Origin of the sequence: Paracidovorax wautersii (assembly GCF_031453675.1) — a bacterium.
GTDB lineage: Bacteria > Pseudomonadota > Gammaproteobacteria > Burkholderiales > Burkholderiaceae_C > Paracidovorax.
In genome coordinates this window covers 2,631,482-2,652,842 of sequence record NZ_JAVIZX010000001.1, presented here as the reverse complement: position 1 = coordinate 2,652,842, position 21,361 = coordinate 2,631,482, and the positions used below count along the sequence as shown (strand labels likewise).

Here is a 21,361-nt window from a genome sequence, read left to right as displayed (position 1 = left end):
CCACCCCTCTGCCCGCCCTCAAAATGCAGGCCCCGCAACGGGCCCCAGAGCTTGGCTTGTCAGTGCAAACCATTGATGCTATGGTGCTTTTTACATAATTTCACGAACCGGGCCGGCCCATTCCCATGACAAGAACAACGCCGCTCGCCCGGACCGCTTCACCTACACATCTGATGTCACACATGCATCGTTGGAAGTTCTCTGCCCTGGCCGCCGCGGCCGTCCTGTCGGCTGGCCTGTACGCCAACGATGCGTCTGCACTCGCCCTGGGCCGGGTCACGGTGCAGTCCGCACTGGGCGAGCCCTTGCGGGCCGAGATCGATCTGCCCCAGATCACCGCCTCGGAAGCGGAGTCCCTGCGTGCAACCACGGCCTCGCCCGCGGTCTTCCGTGCGCAAGGCCTCGAATACTCGCCCACCGTCAGCGCCCTGCAGGTGCAGTTGCAGCGCCGCCCGGACGGCTCCATGTTCCTGCGCCTGTCCAGCAGCCGCCCCATCAACGACCCGTTCGTCGACCTGGTGATCGACGCATCCTGGAATGCCGGCCAGGTCGTGCGCAGCTACACGATGCTGTTCGACCCGCCGGCTGCGGGCCGTGCGCCGGCCCCCATCACGGCCGCGCCCCAGGTCACGCCCCCGTTGCCATCGCCCTCCGTGGCGCGCGCGCCCGCCCAGGCCGTTGCACCCGCATCCCCGCCGCCGGCTGCGCCAGCAGTGGCTGGCACACCCACGCCCGCCAGCCGCGCCGCAGAGCGCCCGCGCGCTACCGCGCCCGCCGCCGCAGCAGCAGCGCAGTCCTCCACCGAGGTGACCGTCCGCCAGGGCGACACTGCCGGCCGCCTGGCCAACGCCTACCGCCAGGACGGCGTCTCGCTCGATCAGATGCTCGTCGCGATGATGCGTGCCAACCCGGATGCATTCGTCCGCGGCAACGTCAACCGCCTGCGCTCGGGCGCCGTGCTGCAGATCCCCGATGCCGCGCAGGCCCAGGCCGTGCCGCAAGGCGAGGCGCGCCAGATCATGGCGGCCCAGAGCCGGGACTTCAACGAATTCCGCCGCCGCCTGGCTGCAGCAGCCCCCGCTGCCGGCGTGGCCGCCGCAGAGCGCTCCGCCAGCGGCTCGGTCCAGACCCAGGTGGAAGACAGGAAGCCCGCCACAGCGGCCCCTGACAAGCTGACCCTGTCCAAGGGCGGCGTGCAGGCCCAGAAAGCCGAAGAGCAGCTCGCCAAGGAAAAGCAGGCCAACGACGCATCCGCACGCATGGCCGAGCTGAACAAGAACATCGCCGAGCTGGACCGGCTCAGCGCGGCCTCCAGCGCCCCCGCAGGCACGCCTGCAGCAGGCGCCAGCAGCCCGGCCGCCGCGGCCAGTGCCGCAGCGCTGGCGGGCCTTCCTGCTGTGGCCGCGCCTGCACCGGCGGCCCCTGCCAGCGAGCCCGCTGCCGTGGCTTCGGCAGCTGACAGCGCAGCGTCGGCACCGGCACCAGCGGCGTCTGTCGCGGCAGCACCGGCCGCGGTGGCAGCCTCCGCAGCAGCGGCTGCAGGCGCCGCCCTGCCCGCACCCACGCCCGTGGAAGAGCCCAGCTTCTTCGACGCGCTGTTCGACGACCCGCTGTTTGCCAGCGGCGCCCTGGCGATCGTGCTGCTTCTGCTGGGCTATGGCGGCTACCGGATGGCGCAGCGCCGCCGCGCCCAGCAGGGCGTCGACAGCTCCTTCATGGAAAGCCGGCTCGCGCCGGACTCCTTCTTTGGCAACAGCGGCGGCCAGCGCGTGGACACCTCCAGCAGCGAACTGACGACCGGTTCGTCCATGGCCTACTCGCCGAGCCAGCTCGACGCCGGGGGCGACGTGGATCCGGTGGCCGAGGCCGATGTCTACCTGGCCTATGGCCGCGACCTCCAGGCCGAAGAAATCCTGAAGGAAGCGATCCGCCACAACCCCGACCGCACCTCCGTGCACGTCAAGCTGGGCGAGATCTATGCCAAGCGCCAGGACCGCAAGGCGTTCGAAAACGTGGCCCGCGACGTTTTCCGCCTGACCGACGGGCAAGGCCCGGACTGGGCGCGCATCGCCGACCTGGGCCGCGAGCTCGACGCCGAGAACCCGCTGTACCGGCCGGGCGGCCACCCGGGCCTGCTCGGTGCGCAGGCGGGCGCTGCTGCGGCCCTGCCCGCCGGCGGTTTCGCCAGCACCATGCCCGAGACCGCCAATGCCTTCCCGTCGGCACTCCCGCCCGATCTCGACCTGGATCTTGACCTCGACCTGCCTGGCGATGCGTTGACCGAGGCACCGCCTGCCCCGGACGCGCCCGCCGCCCCGCCCGGCGCATTTGCCGCAGCCGCCGCGGCCGCGGCAGCCGGCACCGCTGCAGGCCTGGCCGCCTCCCCTGCCGCGCCGGCCGCTCCCACGGCCCCGGCTCCGGCACCCGTCAATGACCCGTCCCAGCCGAGCGCTCCCGACTTCGACCTTGATCTGCCGGACGGCGCCTGGGACGCTCCGGCGGACACCCAACCCGGCCGCCTCGGCGCCGGCAAGGCCGACGGAGCCGACTTCGATGCGAGCGATCTGTCCTTGCTCGACTCCGCCCAGGCCCCGCTCGACGGCAAAGCCGACAGCGCGCCTGCACCGCTGGAATTCGATCTGGGCGACCTGTCGCTGGACCTGGACACGCCGGCCCAGAGCGGCACCGGCACCCAGCCGCCTGCCAGCGATGCGCCCGCGGCTGGCCCCGCCGACGCCGCACTGCCGGACGATCCCCTGGCCACCAAGCTCGCGCTGGCGGAGGAGTTCAACGCCATCGGCGACAGCGAAGGCGCACGCACGCTGATCGAGGAAGTGATTGCCGAAGCCTCGGGTCCGCTGAAGGCCCGCGCGCAGCGCCTGCTCTCCGAGCTCGGCTGATGCACAGGCGCAGGACGACCCGGCGCACCACGGCGTGCCGGGTGTCCCGGCCATGGGGCCTGCCATGAGGATCGCGCTGGGCGTCAGCTACAACGGCCAGGCCTACAACGGGTGGCAGAGCCAGCCCTCCGGCAACACCGTGCAGGACCACCTGGAAGCGGCCCTGGGCCGCTTCGCCACGCAGCCCGTGAGCACGCTGTGCGCAGGCCGAACCGATACCGGTGTCCACGGGCTGATGCAGGTGGTGCACTTCGACACGCCGCTGCAGCGCGCCCCGTTTTCGTGGGTGCGCGGCACCAACACCTTCCTGCCGCCGGACATCGCCGTGCAATGGGCGCAGCCTGTGCCCGAGGCTTTCCACGCCCGCGCGAGCGCTGTGGCGCGGCGCTATGCCTATGTGCTGCTGCAGTCGCCCGTGCGCCCCAGTGTGGACGCCGGCCGGGTCGGCTGGGTGTACCACCCGCTGGACGGCGATGCCATGCGTGCGGCCGCCGCCCATCTGCTGGGCGAGCACGACTTCACGTCGTTCCGCGCATCGGCCTGCCAGGCCAAGACGCCCATCAAGACGCTGCATCGCATTGCGATCACGCAGCGGGGCGGCGACACGGCGGAAAGCGCCACGCCCCACACGGACTGGATGCCCTGCTACTGGCGCTTCGAGTTCGAGGGCAATGCCTTCCTGCACCACATGATCCGCAACATCATGGGCTGCCTGATCGCCATCGGCCAGGGCCAGCAGCCCCCGGACTGGATGCGTGCCGTGCGCGATGCCCGGTCGCGGGACGCCGCTGCGCCCACGTTTTCGCCGGACGGGCTGTATTTCCTGGGGCCGATGTACGACGCGGCGTGGGGCCTTCCCTCGCGTACCGCTGCGTATGATTGGCTGCCATGAACGAAGAAGCCTCCGCACCCTCCCCTCCCGCACGCACCCGCATCAAGATCTGCGGCCTGACGCGCGAGCAGGACGTGGACGCCCGCCGTGGCGGCGGGTGCCGACGCGGTGGGCTTCGTGCTCTACGCCCCCAGCCCCCGGGCGGTCACGCCCGAGCGCGCTGCGCAGTTGGCCCGCCGGCTGCCGGCGTTCGTCGCGCCGGTCTTGCTGTTCGTGAACGAGGATGCTCACAAAGTGATAGCTGCCAGCGCAATGGTGCCGGGCGCTATCGTGCAATTTCATGGAGATGAATCCGCAGAGGACTGCTGGACGGCCACGGACGGTGGCCGGCGCCCGTTCCTGCGCGCCGCACGGATTCCCCTGGGCGACGGTGCGGCCCGGTTCGACCTCGTAGAATATGCCCAGGATCACTCTCGCGCCCAGGCCATCCTGCTCGACGCCCACGTCGAAGGCTATGGCGGCGGCGGCAAGGCTTTCAATTGGTCACTCCTTCCACCAAGCGTCGACTGTCACCTCGTTTTGTCTGGTGGACTCACGCCTGCAAACGTGACCGATGGCATCTGGCAGGTTCGCCCGCGTTGCAAGACGCTGGCCGTTGATGTCTCCTCCGGCGTCGAAGCCGATGGCCCGGGTGGCTCCACCCTCAAGGGCATCAAGGACGCCGACAAGATCCACCGCTTCATCGCCGCCGTGCGCGCGGCCGATGCGGCACCTGCACCCTATCTCTGAATGTCTGATTACCAGCAACCCGATGCCGCGGGCCACTTTGGGCCCTACGGCGGCAGCTTCGTCAGCGAGACGCTGACGCACGCCATCAACGAACTGCGCGAGGCCTACGCGCGCTACCAGAACGACCCGGAGTTCCTGGCCGAATTCCACTACGAACTCGCCCATTTCGTGGGCCGGCCCTCGCCCGTCTACCACGCGGCCCGCACGAGCCGCGAGATGGGTGGCGCGCAGATCTTCCTCAAGCGCGAAGACCTGAACCACACCGGCGCACACAAGATCAACAACGTGATCGGCCAGGCCATGCTCGCCAAGCGCATGGGCAAGCCGCGCATCATTGCCGAGACCGGAGCCGGCCAGCACGGCGTGGCCACGGCGACGATCTGCGCGCGCTACGGCCTCGAGTGCGTGGTCTACATGGGAGCCGAAGACGTCAAGCGCCAGAGCCCCAATGTTTACCGCATGAAGCTGCTGGGCGCCACGGTGGTGCCCGTCGAATCGGGCAGCCGCACGCTGAAGGACGCGCTGAATGAAGCCATGCGCGACTGGGTGGCCAATGTGGACAACACCTTCTACATCATCGGCACGGTGGCGGGCCCGCACCCCTATCCGATGATGGTGCGCGACTTCCAGAGCGTGATCGGCACCGAGTGCATCGAGCAGATGCCATCCCTGCTGGGCGCGCAACGCATCGCCGCCGAGCAGCCGGACGCCGTCGTTGCCTGCGTCGGCGGGGGCAGCAACGCCATGGGCATCTTCCACCCCTACATTCCGTTCAAGGCCACGCGCCTGATCGGCGTGGAAGCGGCGGGCGAAGGCCTGGACAGCGGCAAGCATTCGGCCTCCCTGCAGCGCGGCAGCAGCGGCGTGCTGCACGGCAACCGCACCTTCATCCTGCAGGACGACAACGGCCAGATCACCGAAACGCACAGCATCAGCGCCGGCCTGGACTACCCCGGCGTGGGCCCCGAGCACGCCTGGTTGCAGGAGATCGGCCGCGCCGAGTACGTGGGCGTGACCGACGCCCAGGCGCTGGAGGCCTTCCACTACCTTTGCCGCACCGAAGGCATCATCCCCGCGCTGGAGTCGAGCCACGCCGTGGCCTATGCCATGCAGCTCGCCAAAACGATGCGCGCCGACCAGTCCATCCTGGTCAACCTCTCCGGCCGCGGCGACAAGGACATCGGCACGGTGGCCGACCTGTCGGGCGTGGACTTCTACGACCGGCCCTCGATGCGCGGCCACGTGGTCAAGGGAGGGGCCGCAGCATGAGCCAGCAGCCGCTTTCCTCCGTGGCGCCACAGGCGGCACCGCCCGCGGTCTCGCGCATCGCCACGACGTTCGCGCGGCTGCGCGAACAGGGCCGCAAGGCACTCATTCCCTATGTGACGGCGGGCTTTCCGTTCGCCGACATCACGCCGGCGCTCATGCACGGCATGGTGGAGGCTGGCGCCGACGTGATCGAACTGGGCGTGCCGTTCTCCGACCCCATGGCCGACGGTCCCGTCATCCAGAAGGCGGGGGAAAAGGCCCTGTCCCTCGGCATCGGCATGGCGCAGGTGCTGGAACAGGTGCGCAGCTTCCGCCAGCGCAACAGCACCACGCCCGTGGTGCTGATGGGCTATGCCAACCCGGTCGAGCGCTATGACCAGCGCCGCGGCGCGGGGGCCTTCGTGCGAGATGCAGCCGAAGCCGGCGTGGACGGCGTGCTGATCGTGGACTACCCGCCCGAAGAATGCGAGGCCTTCGCGGCCGACCTGCGCGCCCACGGCATGGACCTGATCTTCCTGCTGGCCCCCACCAGCACCGAAGAGCGCATGCAGCAGGTGGCGCGCGTGGCCAGCGGCTACGTGTACTACGTGTCGCTCAAGGGCGTGACAGGGTCCGGCGCGCTGGACACGGGCGCCGTGGAGGCGGCCCTGCCCCGCATCCGCCAGCACGTGCGGGAGATCCCGGTGGGCGTGGGCTTCGGCATCCGCGATGCGGCGACGGCCCAGGCCATCGGCCGCGTGGCGGACGCGGTGGTCATCGGCAGCCGCATCATCCAGCTGATCGAAGAGCAGCCCCACGAGAAGGTGGTCCCGGTGACGGTGGACTTCCTGCGCGGGGTGCGCAAGGCGCTGGACGCATAAAATACGGCACTACCCCCTGAGCGGCTTCCGCCGCTTCCCCCTTCTCTCGCGCTGATGCGCGGGAAGGGGGACGACACCAGTGGCCCGGCAAAGCCGGTTCCACGGTGTCCCTGGCCTGGGGGCACGCCGGCTTCAGAGGCCCTGCTTCGCTGGCCCATCCAACCAAAGGAATTCTCATGTCCTGGCTCGAAAAACTCCTGCCATCCAAGATCCAGCAGACCGACCCCGCAGAGCGCCATCAGGTGCCCGAAGGCCTGTGGATCAAGTGCCCGAGCTGCGAGACCGTGCTCTACAAGACCGATCTGGAACAGAACCAGAACGTCTGCCCCCACTGCAGCCACCACCACCGCATCGGCGCGCGCGCCCGCCTCAACGCCTTCCTGGACCCGGAAGGGCGCTATGAGATCGGCCAGGAAGTGCTGCCCGTGGATGCGCTCAAATTCAAGGACAGCCGCAAGTACACCGAGCGGCTGAAGGAAGCGCTGGAGAACACCGGCGAGACCGACTCCCTCATCGTCATCGGCGGTGCGGTGAAGAGCATCAACCTGGTGGCCGCCTGCTTCGAGTTCGATTTCATGGGCGGCTCCATGGGCAGCGTGGTGGGCGAGCGCTTCGTGCGCGGCGTGGAAACCGCCATCGAGCAGAAAGTGCCGTTCGTGTGCTTTACCGCCACCGGCGGCGCCCGCATGCAGGAAGGCCTGCTGTCGCTCATGCAGATGGCCAAGACCAATGCGGCGCTCACGCGCCTGGCCAAGAAGGGCCTGCCTTACATCAGCGTGCTGACCGACCCGACCATGGGCGGCGTGTCGGCCGGCTTCGCCTTCGTGGGCGACATCGTGGTGGCCGAGCCCAAGGCGCTGATCGGCTTTGCCGGCCCGCGCGTGATCGAATCCACCGTGCGCGTGAAGCTGCCCGAGGGCTTCCAGCGCGCCGAGTTCCTGCAGACCAAGGGTGCCGTGGACTTCATTTGCGACCGCCGCGAACTGCGCGACACCATCGCCCGCAGCCTGGCCATGCTGCAGCGCCTGCCGGCAGATTCCGTGGCCTGACGCGCACCGCCAGTACCGCACTATCAAAAAAATAGCTGCTCGCGCTTGTACAGCAAGCGCCAGCAGCTATTTTTATGGGGTAAATAGTCGAATACCGCTCAGCGCATCACCGCGCCCTGCAGGTGGCCCAGCACGATCATCAGCACCTGCAGCAGCACCAGCAGCACCAGCGGCGACAGATCCACACCGCCCAGCAGGGGCACCACGCGGCGCACGGGGCGCAGCACCGGATCGCACAGGCGGGCGATCACGTCGCCGATGAGCGAGCGCGTCTGGATCCACGACAGCACGGCATAGACGATCAGCAAACCCATCAGGCCCGACACGGCCACCCGTGCCAGCCCGAACACGGCCAGCCAGGGCAGCCACGCTAGGCCGGCGCCGGCCCCGAGCATCAGCCACAGCAGCAGGTACTGCGCCAGCTGCAGCAGCAGCGCGCCGACCAGGCAGGCCAGGTCCCACCCGCCGGCAGAGGGGATCACCTTGCGCAGGGGCAGCACCAGCCAGTCGCTGAGCGCGAACACGAGCCGGCCCACGGGATTCGAGAACGGCACGCGCTGCAGTTGCATGTACAGGCGCAGCAGGCAGGCTCCGGTGAGCAGTCCGCCGATGACGTCGAGCAGGAAGGAAGCAATCTGGTACAGCATGGATGGGTCCGGCAAAGAGCCCGCAGCGCAACCCCCGCAGGCCGTGGGATGATAGCGGCCTGGTCCCGCCCTTCCGCCATGCCCCGCCCCCTCACCCTGTCTTCCCTCCCGCTGTTTCCGCTCGGTACTGTGCTGTTTCCGGGCGGACTGCTGCCGCTGCGCGTGTTCGAGGTGCGCTACCTGGACATGGTGCGCAAGTGCCAGCAGGCCGGTGCACCCTTCGGCGTGGTCGGCCTGCGGCAGGGCAGCGAAGTGCGCCAGGCGGGCGCACCGCAGGAGGAGTTGCACGACGTAGGCACGCTGGCCGCCATCGACAGCCTGCACAGCCCCCAGGCCGGCCTGGTCCTGCTGCAGGCCAGCGGCACGCAGCGCTTTCGCATCCAGCGGCGCGAGCGCCTTCCGAGCGGGCTGTGGGTGGCCGATGTGGAGCAACTGCCTGCCGACACGGTAGTGGCGGTGCCGGAAGACCTGCAGCGCATTCCCTCCGCCCTGGCCCAGGTACTGGGTCAGCTGCGCCAGCGCGATGCGGAAGCCGCCGCCACCCTGCCCGACCCGACGCCGGATCAGCTGGCCGACTGCGGCTGGGTGGCGAACCGCTGGTGCGAACTGCTGCCCGTTCCGGTCGACCTCAAGCAACAGCTGATGGCGCTGGACAACCCGCTGCTGCGCCTGGAGCTGGTGGGCGACGTGCTGGACCGCACGGGCATCGCCCCATGATCGCCCCATGACCCAGGGCGCATCGCCCGCGCCGGCGGCCCCTCCACACCGCACGCTCAACATCCTCCACGTCATCACCAAGGGCGAGGCCGGAGGCGCTCAGACCCATGTGCGCACCCTGTGCAGCGCGCAGCAGGCCACGGGCCGGATCACACCGCAGGTCGCCATCGGCGGCAGCGACACGCAGCCACCGCTGGCCCAGGCCCTGCAGACCCGGTCCATTCCCGTGTTGCGGATCCCCGATCTGGGCAACCGGCTCACGCCCTCGGCCGTGTGGCGTGCCGTACGCACCTTGCGCGGCCACCTGCAAGCACACCCTGCCGACCTGCTGCATGCGCACAGCGCCGCGGCAGGCGTCGTCGCCCGGCTGGCCGGCCGCCTGGCGCACGTGCCGGTGGTCTACACCGTGCACGGCTTTGCGTTCAAGGCCGGTGCGCCGTGGTCGCGCCGCATACCCGCCTGGGCCGTGGAGTGCGCGCTGGCGCCGCTCACCCGCGCGATGGTGTGCGTCTCCGGCCACGAGGCCCAGCTGGCGCGGACCCTGCCCATCGCGCGCGACCGCGTCCTCGTGGTGCACAACGGCGTGGAAGACTGCGAGGAGCGCGCCCGGCCCGCAGACGACACACCCCGCATCGCCATGGTGGCCCGCCTGGCAGCGCCCAAGCGGCCCGATCTGCTGCTGCAGGCCCTTGGCCGCGTGCGCGATGCGCTCGGGCGCGAGCTGCCCGCCACACTCATCGGCGACGGGCCGATGCGCGGCGCCCTCGAGGCCCAGGCGCAGCAGCTGGGCCTGGCGCAGATCAGCTTCACAGGCGATGTGGACGATGTGCCGCAGCGCCTGGCACGCCATGCCATCGGCGTGCTGGTCTCCGACCACGAGGGCCTGCCGCTCGCCGTCATCGAGACGATGCGCGCCGGCCAGGCCATCGTGGCCAGCGACCTGCCGGGCACGCGGGAACTGCTGCCAGACGACACCTGCGGCCTGCGTGTGCCCAACAATCCCGCTGCGCTGGCCGACGCCCTGCTGAGACTGGCAGCGGACCCCGCCTTGCGCGGGCGACTGGGCCAGGCAGCCCGGGCACGCTACGCCCAGCACCACGCCCCCGACACCATGGCCGCAGGCGTGCTGCGCGCCTACGAGCGAGCTCTCGCATGACCCGACCCTCCCCTTCCCCGCTCGCTGCTGCGGGCCTGCCCCAGCTGGGGCACGCCATGCCAGCGCGCCAGCGGGGCTTCGTGCTGCGCTGGAGCCTGGCCGGCATGGCCACGCTGGTGCTCGCCTACGCCATGGCGCTCTTGCTGGAGCACACCGGGCGGGCCACCTACCAGTTCGCGCAGACCGTCCTGTGGTGCGCGCTGCCCTATGCCGTGTCGGCCCGCTGGATCTACAAGGGCGCGCATCTGCCCGCCATGGAGCGCAGCAGCTTCATCCTCGCCGCCACCAGCCTGCCCTACCTGCTCACGCCGCTGGGCTTTGCGCTGGCGCAGCAGCCTTATTCGCGCGGCGCCGTGCTGTTGTCCTACCTGCTCGCGACCGTCTGGTTCCTCTGGGGCCATTGGCTGCAACAGCGGCGCCAGGTATGGCAGTTGGCCTATCTGGACCCCAGCGTGCCGCAGCGGCTGGAGGCCCTCGTCGGCCAGCCCGTCGCAGGCCTCGCGCCGCGCCTGCAGTTGCAGCCCTGGCAGGGCGAGGCGGCGGCCGCCAGGCACTGGGACGGTGTGGTGATCGACGAGCGCGCCTCCGGCGCTACGTGCGGCCCGGAGCAGATGATCAGCGCCCTGCGCCTGGCACGAATGCGCTTGTACACGGTCGAACAGCTGGCCGAGCTGCTGAGCGGCCGCAAGGTGGTGGTGCCGCACGACGCCCGCTCGCTGTGGGATCTGGAAGTCAGCCCCAGCTACGACCTCTTCAAGCGCGGGCTGGACTTTGCCGTGTGCGCAGCCACGCTGCCGCTGTGGCTGCCGCTGTGCGCCCTGCTCGGCCTGGCCGTCCGGTGCGACTCGCCCGGGCCGGCATTGTTCTCGCAGATCCGCGTCGGCCGTGACGGGCAGCCGTTCCGCCTGTGGAAGCTGCGCAGCATGCAGCACCACCCGCAGGACGCCGCTGCGCGTTTCGCCCGCACCGGCGATGCCCGCATCACCCGCCTGGGCCGCGTGCTGCGCCGCACGCGGCTGGACGAACTGCCCCAGCTGTGGAACGTGCTGTGCGGCCACATGAGCCTGATCGGGCCCCGGCCGGAGCAGCAGGCCTTCGTGGAGGAATTCACCCGGCGCATCCCGGCGTACGCCTACCGCCACCTGGTCCGCCCGGGCCCTGACGGGCTGGGCGCAGGTGCAGCAGGGCTACGCCGGCAGCGAGGCGGAAACCGCCACCAAGCTCAGCTACGACCTGTACTACCTGGCGCATTACTCCATCGCGCTGGACCTGCTCATCGCCTACAAGACCGTGCGTATCGTCGCCACGGGCTTCGGCGCCCGCTGATGGCCCCGCCTCCGCCCATGGACCGCTCTCCGCCGCACGCGCCACGCCAGGCCCGCATCCTGCTGCTGCAGGAGAACGACGCCACCGGCGGCGTGAACGCCATGATCGACGAGCTGCAGCACGGCCTGCAGGCGCTGGGCTGGGAGGGGCTGCAAGTGGAGGCGCTCAACCGCACCTCGCCCGCCGCGCTCGCGCGGGCCGCGTGGCGGTGCGACGCCATCGTGGCCACCAACAATTTCCGTACCGCCTACGTGGGTCGGGCCCTGGCGCAACTGCGCCGCAGGCCCTGTCTGGTGTGGGTGCACGGCCCGCTGCAGGAGGTGCTGGCACAGGCGCCGGTGCCGCCGGCCCGCCAGGCCGTCCTGCGGTGGCTGTACCGCCGCATACCGGCCTACGTCTTCAACTCCGCACATACCCGTCAATCATTCGAAGCCTTTACAGGCCGTGCCATCGCGCCGGGCCGCGGCTGGGTGATTCCCAATGCCGTGCGGCAACGCGCCGCCCCGTTGTCCGCGCACACCGCCATCACCGCCGGCGCTGCCGTGGAACTGGGCTACGTGGGCCGCCTCGCCCCCGAGAAAGCCCCGCAGCACCTGATCGCCATGCTGCGCGCCCTACCACGCACCTACCGTCTCACGCTGGTCGGCGATGGCCCGCTGCGCGCGGCCCTGGAAGCGGAAGGCGCCGACCTGTGCGCCGCCGGGCGCCTGGTCTTTGCGGGCGAGCGCCCTCGCCACCAGGCGATCGACCCGGCCTGGCGCCTGACGGTGCTGGCCTCGCGCTACGAGGGCGGCTGCCCCTTGAGCGTGCTGGAATCCGCGGCGGCGGGCCTTCCCTTCGTCGCGCCGCCGCTGCCCGCCCTGCAGGAGACCGTGTGCGGCGCTGCCGCTCCGTTGCTGGCGGCCGGCGACAGCCCCGCAGCGCTGGCGCAGGCCGTGGTGCGCGTGCTGGGCCTGCCGGCGGCCGAAGTGCAAGCCGCGCTGAACGCGGTGCTCGGCGCGCACGATCCGGCACGCTTTGCGCAGCAGTGGAGCGATGCCCTATCCCAGGTGCTGGTGCGGCGATGACGGTCACCGTGCATTTCATCCATGCGGGCGAGGCCTATCTGCCCGAGCTGGCGGCCTACCAGGACTGGCTGCAGTCACGGCAGGCACAGGCCGCCATGCACCGCCGCTCGGATACCGTGCCGGCCGATGCGCGATTCGTCTGGTGGATGTGCGGGCGCGTGGCGCCGGCGCAGGCCGCGCGTTTTCCCCAGGCCTGGCAGGTGCACGAATACGCGTCGGCCTCGGTGCCGCCGCTGGCCTGGCCCAAGGACCTGATCAAGCGCTGGACGCAGCCCCGGCCGCACTACCGCATCTTCCAGAATGCCTGGGTGCGCGACCGTATGGGTTTTGCCGACGGCGTGCCGCACGAGTGCCGGGACATGGGCATCCCCGCGAATCTGCTGCAGACGGCCACCACACCGGCCGCCGCCGCGCCGGCGCACGATTTCGTCTACCTGGGCGAGATGCGCCGGCTGGCGGGCTTTCTGCCTGTGCTGAACGCGATCGCGCGGTCCGGCCGGCGCCTGCTGCTGATCGGTGCGCTCCCGCCCGAGCTGGAGGCGCTGCAGCAGCTGCCGGGCACCACCTGCACCGGCCGGGTCCCCCAGCCTGAGGTGGCCGCCCTGCTGCGCACCGCCCGCTGCGGCCTGAACCTGGTGCCCCGCCGCGCGCCGTTCACGCAGCAGACATCGACCAAGCTGCTGGAATACTGCGCGGCCGGCCTCCAGGTGGCCAGCACCGACTACCCCTGGGTGCGCCGCTTTGCCCAAGAGCACGGTGCACAGATCGGCTATCTGCCGGCGCGCGCCACCGGCGGTGCCGCAACCACCGCCGCGCTGGAGCATGCGCTGCAGTTGCCGCCGGCGCTTCCTCCGGGAGCGCTCTCCGATGCCGCGTGGCCCCGGGTGGTCGCCCGCATGGCCGTCTGGCGCCACATGGGGCTCACGCCATGAAGCTGCCGCGCGCTTCGGTGGCCGTGGCGCTCGGCAGCGCAGCCTCGCTGACAGCGCAGGCGCTGTTCAGCCTGCTGATGCTGCGCGCCTTCGCGCCCGACGCGGTGGGCCGCTTCGCCGTGATCGCACAGGTGGCGTTCTTCTGGATGACGCTCGCACTGGCCCAGAGCCCGCTGCGCCTGCTGGCCGATGCACACGTGCCGGTGGCGCAGGCGCGCCGCCAGGCCGTGGTGGGCACGGCGCGGCGGCTGGCGCTGCTGCTGCCCGTGGCGGCCCTGGCCATGGTGTGGGGCGGCGCCCCCTTGGCGGCCAGCCTCGGCTGGGCCGCGCTGCTGGCCGTGCTGCAGGCCGGCTGGTACATCGCGCAACCGGTGGCGCTGCGCGCCGCCTCCCCGCTGTCGGCGGCCGGTGCGCGGGCCGTTCCACCGGTGTGCGCGCTGGCCGTCGCCGGTGTGGGCGCTTCGGCCTGGCCGGACGCCGGCGCCCCGTTGCTGCTGGCAGCCGCGGCGTCCGGCTATGCGGTGGGTTGCCTGTGGCTGCGCGGCGCGGCAGAGGGCGCCGCGCCACCCGCGACGCCCGGCAGTGCTCCCGCGCCGGCAGAATCCACCCAGCGTGATTCGCGCAGCCCGGCGCTGCGGTTGGCGCACACCGCCGTGGACGCCGCGACCGGCGCGGCGCTGCTGCTGGTCTGGCAGCGGGTGCACGGTGCGGCGGAGGCAGGCCTGCTGGCCGTGCTGCTGCGCCTGCTGGGCATGGTGCCCGTGGTAGTGCACACCGCCTGGGCGCAGGTGCTGCTGGCCCGCGGGCAACGTTGGCACGCACATCCGCTGTGGGCCGGCGCGGCGGGCGCCGGGCTGGCGGGCGCGCTGGGCGCGGCCTGCGCAGCGGCGCTGTCGCTGGGCTGGCTGCCCGGATGGCAGGCCGCATTGCCGTATGTGCTGCCCATCACGCTGTGGCAGGCGGCCGCCTGCGTGCATGCGGCCTGCAGCCACCTGCCCTTTCAGTCAGGGCGGGCGACGGGATTCTCGCGCGCGGCCATCGCGCTCGCGGCGCTGCAGTGGGTCGCACTGTGCCTGCCGGCCGTACCAGCCTTCTCACTCACGGCCGCCGCGCATGTGTGGTGGCTGTCCATCGCGTCTGCCGCCGGGCTGCTGCTGTGGACGGCCTGGATCGTGCGTGCCTGCGAGGCATCCGCCGGGCACTGCCGCGCCCCCGGGGGCGGCCAGGAAACTTAGAATCGGGGGTTTCGCCCTTCTTCTACCCTCCTGCCCGCTCGCCCCTTGGCAGCGGAATGGCCACATCCATGTCCGAAAACCAAACGCCCGCACCCGCCCAAGACGACAACCAGCTCATCGCCGAGCGCCGTGAAAAACTGCGCGCCCTGCGCGAAGCGCAGGAGCAGGGCAAGGGCGTGGCGTTTCCCAACGACTTCAAGCCTGCCCACCACGCTGCCGATCTGCAGGCCGCCCACAGCGAAACGTCTGCCGAAACGCTCGAAGCCCAGCCCGTCACGGTGAGCGTGGCCGGCCGCATGATGCTCAAGCGGGTGATGGGCAAGGCCAGTTTCGCCACCGTGCAGGACGGCTCGCTCGGCACCACCGGCGGCCGCATCCAGCTGTACGTGACGCGCGACGCGCTGGGCGAGGAGCTGTACGCTGCCTTCAAGCACTGGGACCTGGGCGACATCGTCGGCGCCGAAGGCACGCTGATGAAGACCAAGACGGGTGAGCTGTCGGTCAAGGTGAGCGCACTGCGCCTGCTCACCAAGAGCCTGCGCCCCATGCCCGACAAATTCCACGGTGTGGCCGACCAGGAGGTGAAGTACCGCCAGCGCTATGTCGACCTGATGACGGACGACTCCGCCCGCAAGCGCTTCATGGCGCGCAGCAAGGCAGTGAGCGGTATCCGCGAGTTCATGGTGCAGCACGGCTTCCTGGAAGTGGAGACGCCCATGCTCCACCCCATTCCCGGCGGCGCCAACGCCAAGCCATTCGTGACGCACCACAACGCGCTGGAGCAGGAGATGTACCTGCGCATCGCGCCCGAGCTGTACCTCAAGCGCCTGGTCGTGGGCGGCTTCGAGCGCGTGTTCGAGATCAACCGCAACTTCCGCAACGAAGGCATCTCGGTACGCCACAACCCCGAGTTCACGATGATGGAGTTCTACGCGGCCTACTGGAACTACCGCGACCTGATGGACTTCACCGAGGAGCTGGTGCGCGACGCCGCCATGAAGGCCGTCGGCACGCTCGAATTGACCTACGGCGGCCGCGCGGTCGATCTGTCCAAGCCCTTCCAGCGCCTGACCATCCGCGAAGCGATCTTCCAGCACACCGAAGCCGGCGCGCATGTGGACGATGCCGCCTGGCTCATCAGCGCGCTGAAGAAGCTGGGCCTGACGGAAGAGAAGAACCGCCTGTCCACCCGCACGCTGGCCGGCCTGCAGGTGCTGTACTTCGAGGAACTCGTCGAAGACAAGCTCTGGGAGCCCACCTTCATCATGGAGCACCCCACCGAGATCAGCCCGCTGGCCCGCGCCAACGACCTGCGCCCCGAGGTCACCGAGCGCTTCGAGCTGTACATCACCGGCCGCGAATTCGGCAACGGCTTCTCGGAACTGAACGATGCCGAAGACCAGGCCGCGCGCTTCAACGCGCAGGTGTCGGCCAAGGATTCGGGCGACGACGAGGCCATGTACTTCGACCACGACTTCGTGCGTGCGCTGGAGTACGGCATGCCCCCCGCCGGCGGCTGCGGCATCGGCATCGACCGGCTGATGATGCTGCTGACCGACAGCCCCAGCATCCGCGATGTGATCTTGTTCCCGGCCCTGCGCCGCGAGAACTGAAAAAACGTGTTGCCGATCTCGCAAATGCCGCTGCGCGGCCGCAGGGAGATCGTCAACACGTGCTGAGCGGGCCTACACTGGCCTGCACGGCACTGCGCGTGCCCTGCCCCGCACAGAGATCCACCGGAACCGCCCATGCCTGTCACCCCCATCTCCGGCCAGCCCGTTCCCTCGGCCCCCATTGCCGAAGCAGGCTCCTTTTCGGTGCTGGTCGTCGAGGACCAGGCCTCCATGCGGGCTGCGCTGGTGGGCGAGCTGCGCCACGTCGGCATCACCGAAGTGCACGAGGCCGGCTCGGCCCACCCGGCCGTCGAAGCCTTCCGCCAGCACCGTCCCGATCTGGTGCTGCTCGACATCCGCCTGGCCGGCGCCGAAGACGGCTACTGGGTCGCGCAGCAGATGCGCGAGTCCGAGCCCGGCGGCTGGACCCCCATCATCTTCCTCTCGGCCCTGGACAGCGATCTGGACGTGTGGCGCGGGATCGAGGCCGGCGGCGACGACTACCTGGTCAAGCCCGTCAAGCCCATCGTGCTGGTGGCCAAGCTGCGCGCCATGCGGCGCCTGCTGGACATGCGCCGGCGCCTGGTCTCGCTGTCCGAGGAACTGCATCAGGCCAACCAGCGCCTGAACGAGATGGTCGAGGTGGACGCGCTCACCGGCCTGGTCAACCGCCGCGGCTTCGACCGCCTGCTGCACAGCGAGATCGCAGCCGCGCGCCGCGACGGCACGCCGCTCACGCTCATGCTCTGCGACCTGGACCATTTCAAGCACTACAACGACACCCGCGGCCATGTGCAGGGCGACGCCTGTCTGAAGGAAGTCAGCCGCGTGCTGCGCGAAGTGTGCGTGCGCCCGCGGGACGTGGCCTCGCGCTACGGTGGCGAAGAGTTCGCGCTGATCCTGCCGAACACGCCACGCTCGGGCGCCATGACGTTCGCCCGCGCGCTCGGCAAGGTGCTGAAGGTGCGAGCCATCGCCCACGAAGGCTCGCCCCTGGGCGACCGGCTGACCCTGTCCGGCGGCATCACCACCTGCATCCCCGACGAGACGACCAGCGCCGAAGGCATGCTGATGCGTGCCGACGAGGCGCTCTACGCGGCCAAGGCCCAGGGCCGCAACCGCTTCTTCAGCTTCGAGATGCAGATGGACACCGTCGAGCAGCTGCGCGGCTGAGCTGCCGGCGACGACGCTGGCCCGGCCCTGCGCATCCACCGTTCTTCCCTGGCGCGGCCGCCATGGGTGCCACGCACCGGGCAGCGCCATCCTTGCCGATCCAGACACCCCGCCGCGCCCGGAGCCCGGCCCCCCTATTGCCCGTGACCGATTCCACCGCCATGCTGCTTCGCTTCAAGAACCATCTGCCCCCCTGGATCCAGGACTGGCTGGACATCATCGTGCCCGGGATACAGATCCTGGCCATCGTCATCGCCGCCCTGCTGCTGCAGCGCCTGCTGCGGCGCCTGCTGCGGCGCGCCGGCGAGCACTACCACTGGCCCATCGAACTGGTGGTGACCGTCAACGGCCTGCTGCGCTGGATCATCCTGGGCAGCACCGTCCTGCTGGTGCTGGAGCGCCTGGGCGTATCGGCCACGGTGCTGTGGACCGCCTTCACCGGCTTCGCCACGGTGGGGGCGGTGGCCTTCTTCGCGGCCTGGAGCGTGCTCTCCAACCTGTTCTGCGCGCTGCTGATCTTCACCGTGGGGCCCTTCCGGCTGGGCGACTACATCGAGGTGCTCGACACGGCCGAAAAGCCCGGCGCCAAGGGCCGGGTGGTGGACATCAACCTGCTCTACACCACGCTGGAAGACTTCGGGGCCGATGACGAGCACCCGGCCTTCATCCAGGTGCCCAACGCCTTGATGTTCCAGCGCGTCGTGCGGCGCTGGAAAGGCACGCCGCCCCCGGCTGCGGCCACCGTGCCGGCCGAGCCCGCCACCCCGGCGGCCACCGCACCCGCGGCTGCGCCCACACCGCCAGCAGGCTTGCCGCCCGCGCTCTGAACCGGCATCCATAGCCGCGAGGGGGCGGTTGCGGGACGGCTGGCATGCCGGCGAAGCAAAGCGGCAAATGCGCAGGACCGCGCGGTATTGCTATATTATTTATAGCTACATCCGCTTTCATTCATTGGCCTGCAGCCCAATTTAACCAATAATCTCCTTCACCCCGCCGACAATGCTGTGGCGAGAAGTGGGCACAGCCCACACAGGGCGGCGGCGATGCTGCTGCGGGGCCCGCCCTAGCGGGCCCCTGGCGGAGACGCGGTCCTGGATCCGGCCGAGGCTTGAAGTCCGACAGGACGGCGCCGTGTCAGCTCCGTACCGCGTCTCTACACGGTGCACCGCCACCTCAGCCCCCATGCTCGCCGTGCGGCCTGTGCTCCCGCTCCGGGCCGTGCTGCTGCGGCCCGTGTGCGTGCGGCGCTTGCGCCTGCTGCGGTGGTGCCGCAGGCCGCGGCTGCATCGCAGCGGGGTGGGACGGCACATGGGGCGCGGCCTGCTGCGGTGCATGCATCGCCGCCACCGGCAGGTGACGCGGCTCTGCGTGGACGGGCGGCTGCATTGCAGCAAGCTGCGATGTGGGCCGCTGGGGCTGCGTAGCGACGCGGAGGGCGGCCGGCGGCTGCGGCGGTTGTGATGTATGCGCCGTTGGCAGCTCCAGCGCCGCGCCCCGGGGGGCCTGGACATTCAACCGGTCCTGATGCGCAGGCGCAGCAGCGGCAGGCCGCTGCCCCATCAACGCAATGGGCGGCTCTGCACGCGCCGCAGTGGCTGAGGAAGGTACCGCAGCGTGACGCTCCTGCGCGGCCGCCACATGAGCGTCTACCCCGCCGCCGTCATGGCGACCGGCGGGACCTTCCTGCAGTACCGCCGTGGCGGGTGCGGGCCGCGCGCCGGGCATTCCGGGTGCGGTGGTGGTAACGCCCGGCATCCCTGCCCTGAGCATTCCCTGTCCGGGACCCGCATGCGCATGCTGCACGGCGACGGGATCGCCCGCAGGCACAGAGGCAAGCACAGGGCCGGGCCTGCCGGACCCGTGCACGCCCGGTGCAGGCCGCACCGCTTCGCCGGAACCCGCCCGGAGCGCCGTCGCCATGGGCTGCGGGTGCAGCGCCTGCCGGGCGGTATCCGGCGAAGGCGTCGCAATGGCGGCCGGAGAAGGCGCTACCGGTCCACCCCCCGGCCCACGGGCCGGCAGAACAGCTGCAGCAGCGGCGGCGGGCGCAGGCAGTCCGGGCGGCTGCGCCGCAGCGTTCACGTAGACATTGCGGTTGTTCACCGTGGTCCGGTGGACGTTCTCGATCACCGTCGTCGAGTTCGACACGTAGGTATTGCCGCGATAGACCACCGCCGGCCGCCAGGCGGGGGGTGGCGGAGGCGCCGGCCCCCAGGCCACCGCAGCCGGCGGCGGAGGTGGAGCCCCCCAATGCACGTCCCATGCGTCCCAGCCCCACGCATGGTGGTGGCTGGCCACGGCGGCGACCAGCACGCCCGCCCCGAAGGCCAGCGCCCCGACGGCCACCGGATCGGGTCCGGCAGCCACGGCGACCGGCGCGGGAGCTGCCCAGCGGTAGCTCGGGTACACCGGCACCGGCGTTCCGTAGACGACGGCCGGGTCATAGCGCGGCACATAGACCGTCTGCGCCTGCGCAGGCTCGATGGTGATGACGGTTGCCGGCGCAGGCACGACGGCGGGGCCCGCATATACCGACACGGGCGCCTGGGCGGGTGGTGACAGCGGCGGCAGGGCGGCGGCCGGCACGGTGGCCACGCGCAAGCGGTCGGAGCTCTTGAGCGTGCCCTGCCGGGCGGCGCGGGCGCGCATCGCCTGGATGGCGTTCATGACGTCCGAGGGGTCGCGGTAGTAGGCCTTGCCCAGCGCCGTCGTCCACGGCAGGTTGGAGGCCATCTGCTCCAGCACGTTCGGAAAGGCCGTGAGCGACTTCACGCTGGGGTCCCAGGGCTGCGCATCGGCCGCGCCTGCCAGAGCGGCGCCTTTCAGCCCAGGGTTCTGGCCCAGCCAGCTTTCGGCCGCGGTGATCTGGTCGGGGTAGGTTGCACCCGCCAGCACCTGCGCCACCAGCTTGTCGGGATAGAGGGCGATGGGAGCGACCATCTGGTAGAGCGCATCGGCAGAGGGCGCCGTATAGGCCACGGGTACGGCGGCCGGCGCGTCCGGGGCCGATGCCGCTGCGGCCTGCGGAGCAGGTGGCGAGGATGGCGTCACGCGTTCGCAGCCGGCCACCATCAGGCAAGCGGCCGCCACACAGCCCATCGCCGCACGCCACCCATGGCGATGCGCAGAGAGGCCTGAAATACCGTTGGATGAGGCGGGAACTCGCAGCATGGGAAACCTCCTGCAGGTGCGGTGCGGTGCGGTGACAACTGCCAAGCACTATTGCCGTTCCAACGAAGCATGCGCGCACCCGTTGACCCGGCTTGTAGCGCGATGTGTCAGCCCCAGAACGGGTACACGCAGCCCTTGCGCCTCTTTTCACCATGGCTATCAAGCCCCTGGTGAACCTGTTGCGCATGCGGCGCCCTCCTTGGGAAACCAGAGGGACACCAGGAGATACATCCCGTGGGCTTAACTTTGCAAAGAAGGCCACTGACACCGCCTGGATGGAGCGCCTCGGCAAGGCCCCCCCGGTCAGCAACGCTAGAAGCGCAGCGTCCGCCAGCCCCACAGGGCGGCCAGCGCCAGCCCGCCGGCGAGTTGGGCGGACAGGCCCCAGCCCACCCAACGCCGCACCGGGCTGGCGGCAGCGGCCCGCCAGCGGGCCCAGAGCCCGAGCACAAGCACCGGCAGAAACCCGGCGACCGCCCAGGCGAACCACGCCACGCCGATGCCCATGCAGCCGAAGTTCTCGCAGCGCATGCGCAGGATGACCACCACCCCAGCGGCCAGCAGCACCAGGCCGATGGCATAGGCCGACGCCATCACCACGGAGCGGCAGTTGGGAGAGGCCATG

Annotated in this window: 16 protein-coding genes and 1 pseudogene; 14 read left to right on the top strand and 3 right to left on the bottom strand. The window is 70.5% G+C overall.

Annotated features, from left to right (window positions below):
• Nucleotides 1-182 precede the first annotated feature (182 nt).
• From QE399_RS11960 to accD, 6 genes and pseudogenes are all read left to right on the top strand, one after another.
• The gene (locus QE399_RS11960) at nt 183-2,900 is read left to right on the top strand and encodes a motility hub landmark protein FimV (RefSeq protein ID WP_309829023.1); all 2,718 of its coding nucleotides are present in this window, start codon (nt 183-185) and stop codon (nt 2,898-2,900) included.
• 64 nt (nt 2,901-2,964) lie between these two features.
• A complete protein-coding gene (truA, locus tag QE399_RS11955; RefSeq protein ID WP_309829022.1) occupies nt 2,965-3,792 on the top strand; it encodes a tRNA pseudouridine(38-40) synthase TruA in 828 nt (275 codons plus the stop codon).
• A pseudogene (locus QE399_RS11950) lies at nt 3,789-4,521 on the top strand (phosphoribosylanthranilate isomerase). The gene truA and the pseudogene QE399_RS11950 overlap by 4 nt, the downstream one beginning before the upstream one ends.
• Nucleotides 4,522-5,790 (top strand): tryptophan synthase subunit beta, encoded by a 1,269-nt coding sequence (gene trpB, locus QE399_RS11945; protein ID WP_309829021.1) that lies wholly within the window; start codon nt 4,522-4,524, stop codon nt 5,788-5,790.
• Entirely contained in the window at nt 5,787-6,650 is an 864-nt protein-coding gene (trpA, locus tag QE399_RS11940; protein WP_309829020.1) for a tryptophan synthase subunit alpha, read from the top strand. Before trpB ends, trpA begins: the two co-directional genes overlap by 4 nt.
• Before the next feature lie 176 nt (nt 6,651-6,826).
• The gene (gene accD, locus QE399_RS11935; RefSeq protein WP_309829018.1) at nt 6,827-7,699 is read left to right on the top strand and encodes an acetyl-CoA carboxylase, carboxyltransferase subunit beta; all 873 of its coding nucleotides are present in this window, start codon (nt 6,827-6,829) and stop codon (nt 7,697-7,699) included.
• 98 nt (nt 7,700-7,797) lie between these two features.
• On the opposite strand, the gene QE399_RS11930 is transcribed toward accD, so the two are convergent.
• On the bottom strand, nt 7,798-8,346 hold the full coding sequence (locus QE399_RS11930) for a YggT family protein (protein ID WP_309829017.1): 549 nt from the start codon (nt 8,344-8,346) through the stop codon (nt 7,798-7,800).
• A 78-nt stretch (nt 8,347-8,424) separates the two neighbouring features.
• Between QE399_RS11930 and QE399_RS11925 the strand changes: the two genes are divergently transcribed.
• From QE399_RS11925 to QE399_RS11880, 8 genes are all read left to right on the top strand, one after another.
• Complete coding sequence (locus tag QE399_RS11925; protein WP_309829015.1) at nt 8,425-9,063, top strand: LON peptidase substrate-binding domain-containing protein; 639 nt, start codon at nt 8,425-8,427, stop codon at nt 9,061-9,063.
• 7 nt (nt 9,064-9,070) lie between these two features.
• Nucleotides 9,071-10,219: a glycosyltransferase gene (locus QE399_RS11920; RefSeq protein WP_309829013.1), complete on the top strand. Its 1,149-nt coding sequence runs from the start codon at nt 9,071-9,073 to the stop codon at nt 10,217-10,219.
• Nucleotides 10,216-12,612, top strand: coding sequence for a sugar transferase (locus QE399_RS20810; protein WP_473093999.1), 2,397 nt, complete (start codon nt 10,216-10,218; stop codon nt 12,610-12,612). The genes QE399_RS11920 and QE399_RS20810 overlap by 4 nt, the downstream gene beginning before the upstream one ends.
• On the top strand, nt 12,609-13,544 hold the full coding sequence (locus QE399_RS11900) for a glycosyltransferase (protein ID WP_309829011.1): 936 nt from the start codon (nt 12,609-12,611) through the stop codon (nt 13,542-13,544). Before QE399_RS20810 ends, QE399_RS11900 begins: the two co-directional genes overlap by 4 nt.
• A complete protein-coding gene (locus tag QE399_RS11895) occupies nt 13,541-14,779 on the top strand; it encodes a hypothetical protein (RefSeq protein ID WP_309829010.1) in 1,239 nt (412 codons plus the stop codon). The genes QE399_RS11900 and QE399_RS11895 overlap by 4 nt, the downstream gene beginning before the upstream one ends.
• A gap of 68 nt (nt 14,780-14,847) precedes the next feature.
• Complete coding sequence (gene lysS / locus QE399_RS11890) at nt 14,848-16,392, top strand: lysine--tRNA ligase (protein ID WP_309829008.1); 1,545 nt, start codon at nt 14,848-14,850, stop codon at nt 16,390-16,392.
• 135 nt (nt 16,393-16,527) lie between these two features.
• A complete protein-coding gene (locus QE399_RS11885) occupies nt 16,528-17,565 on the top strand; it encodes a GGDEF domain-containing response regulator (protein ID WP_309829006.1) in 1,038 nt (345 codons plus the stop codon).
• 161 nt (nt 17,566-17,726) lie between these two features.
• Nucleotides 17,727-18,392 (top strand): mechanosensitive ion channel domain-containing protein, encoded by a 666-nt coding sequence (locus QE399_RS11880; protein WP_309829004.1) that lies wholly within the window; start codon nt 17,727-17,729, stop codon nt 18,390-18,392.
• Nucleotides 18,393-18,738: 346 nt separating this feature from the next.
• On the opposite strand, the gene QE399_RS11875 is transcribed toward QE399_RS11880, so the two are convergent.
• Entirely contained in the window at nt 18,739-20,736 is a 1,998-nt protein-coding gene (locus tag QE399_RS11875) for a DUF3300 domain-containing protein (RefSeq protein WP_405043574.1), read from the bottom strand.
• 312 nt (nt 20,737-21,048) lie between these two features.
• Nucleotides 21,049-21,360, bottom strand: coding sequence for a hypothetical protein (locus tag QE399_RS11870; protein ID WP_309829003.1), 312 nt, complete (start codon nt 21,358-21,360; stop codon nt 21,049-21,051).
• Nucleotide 21,361: the final 1 nt, after the last annotated feature.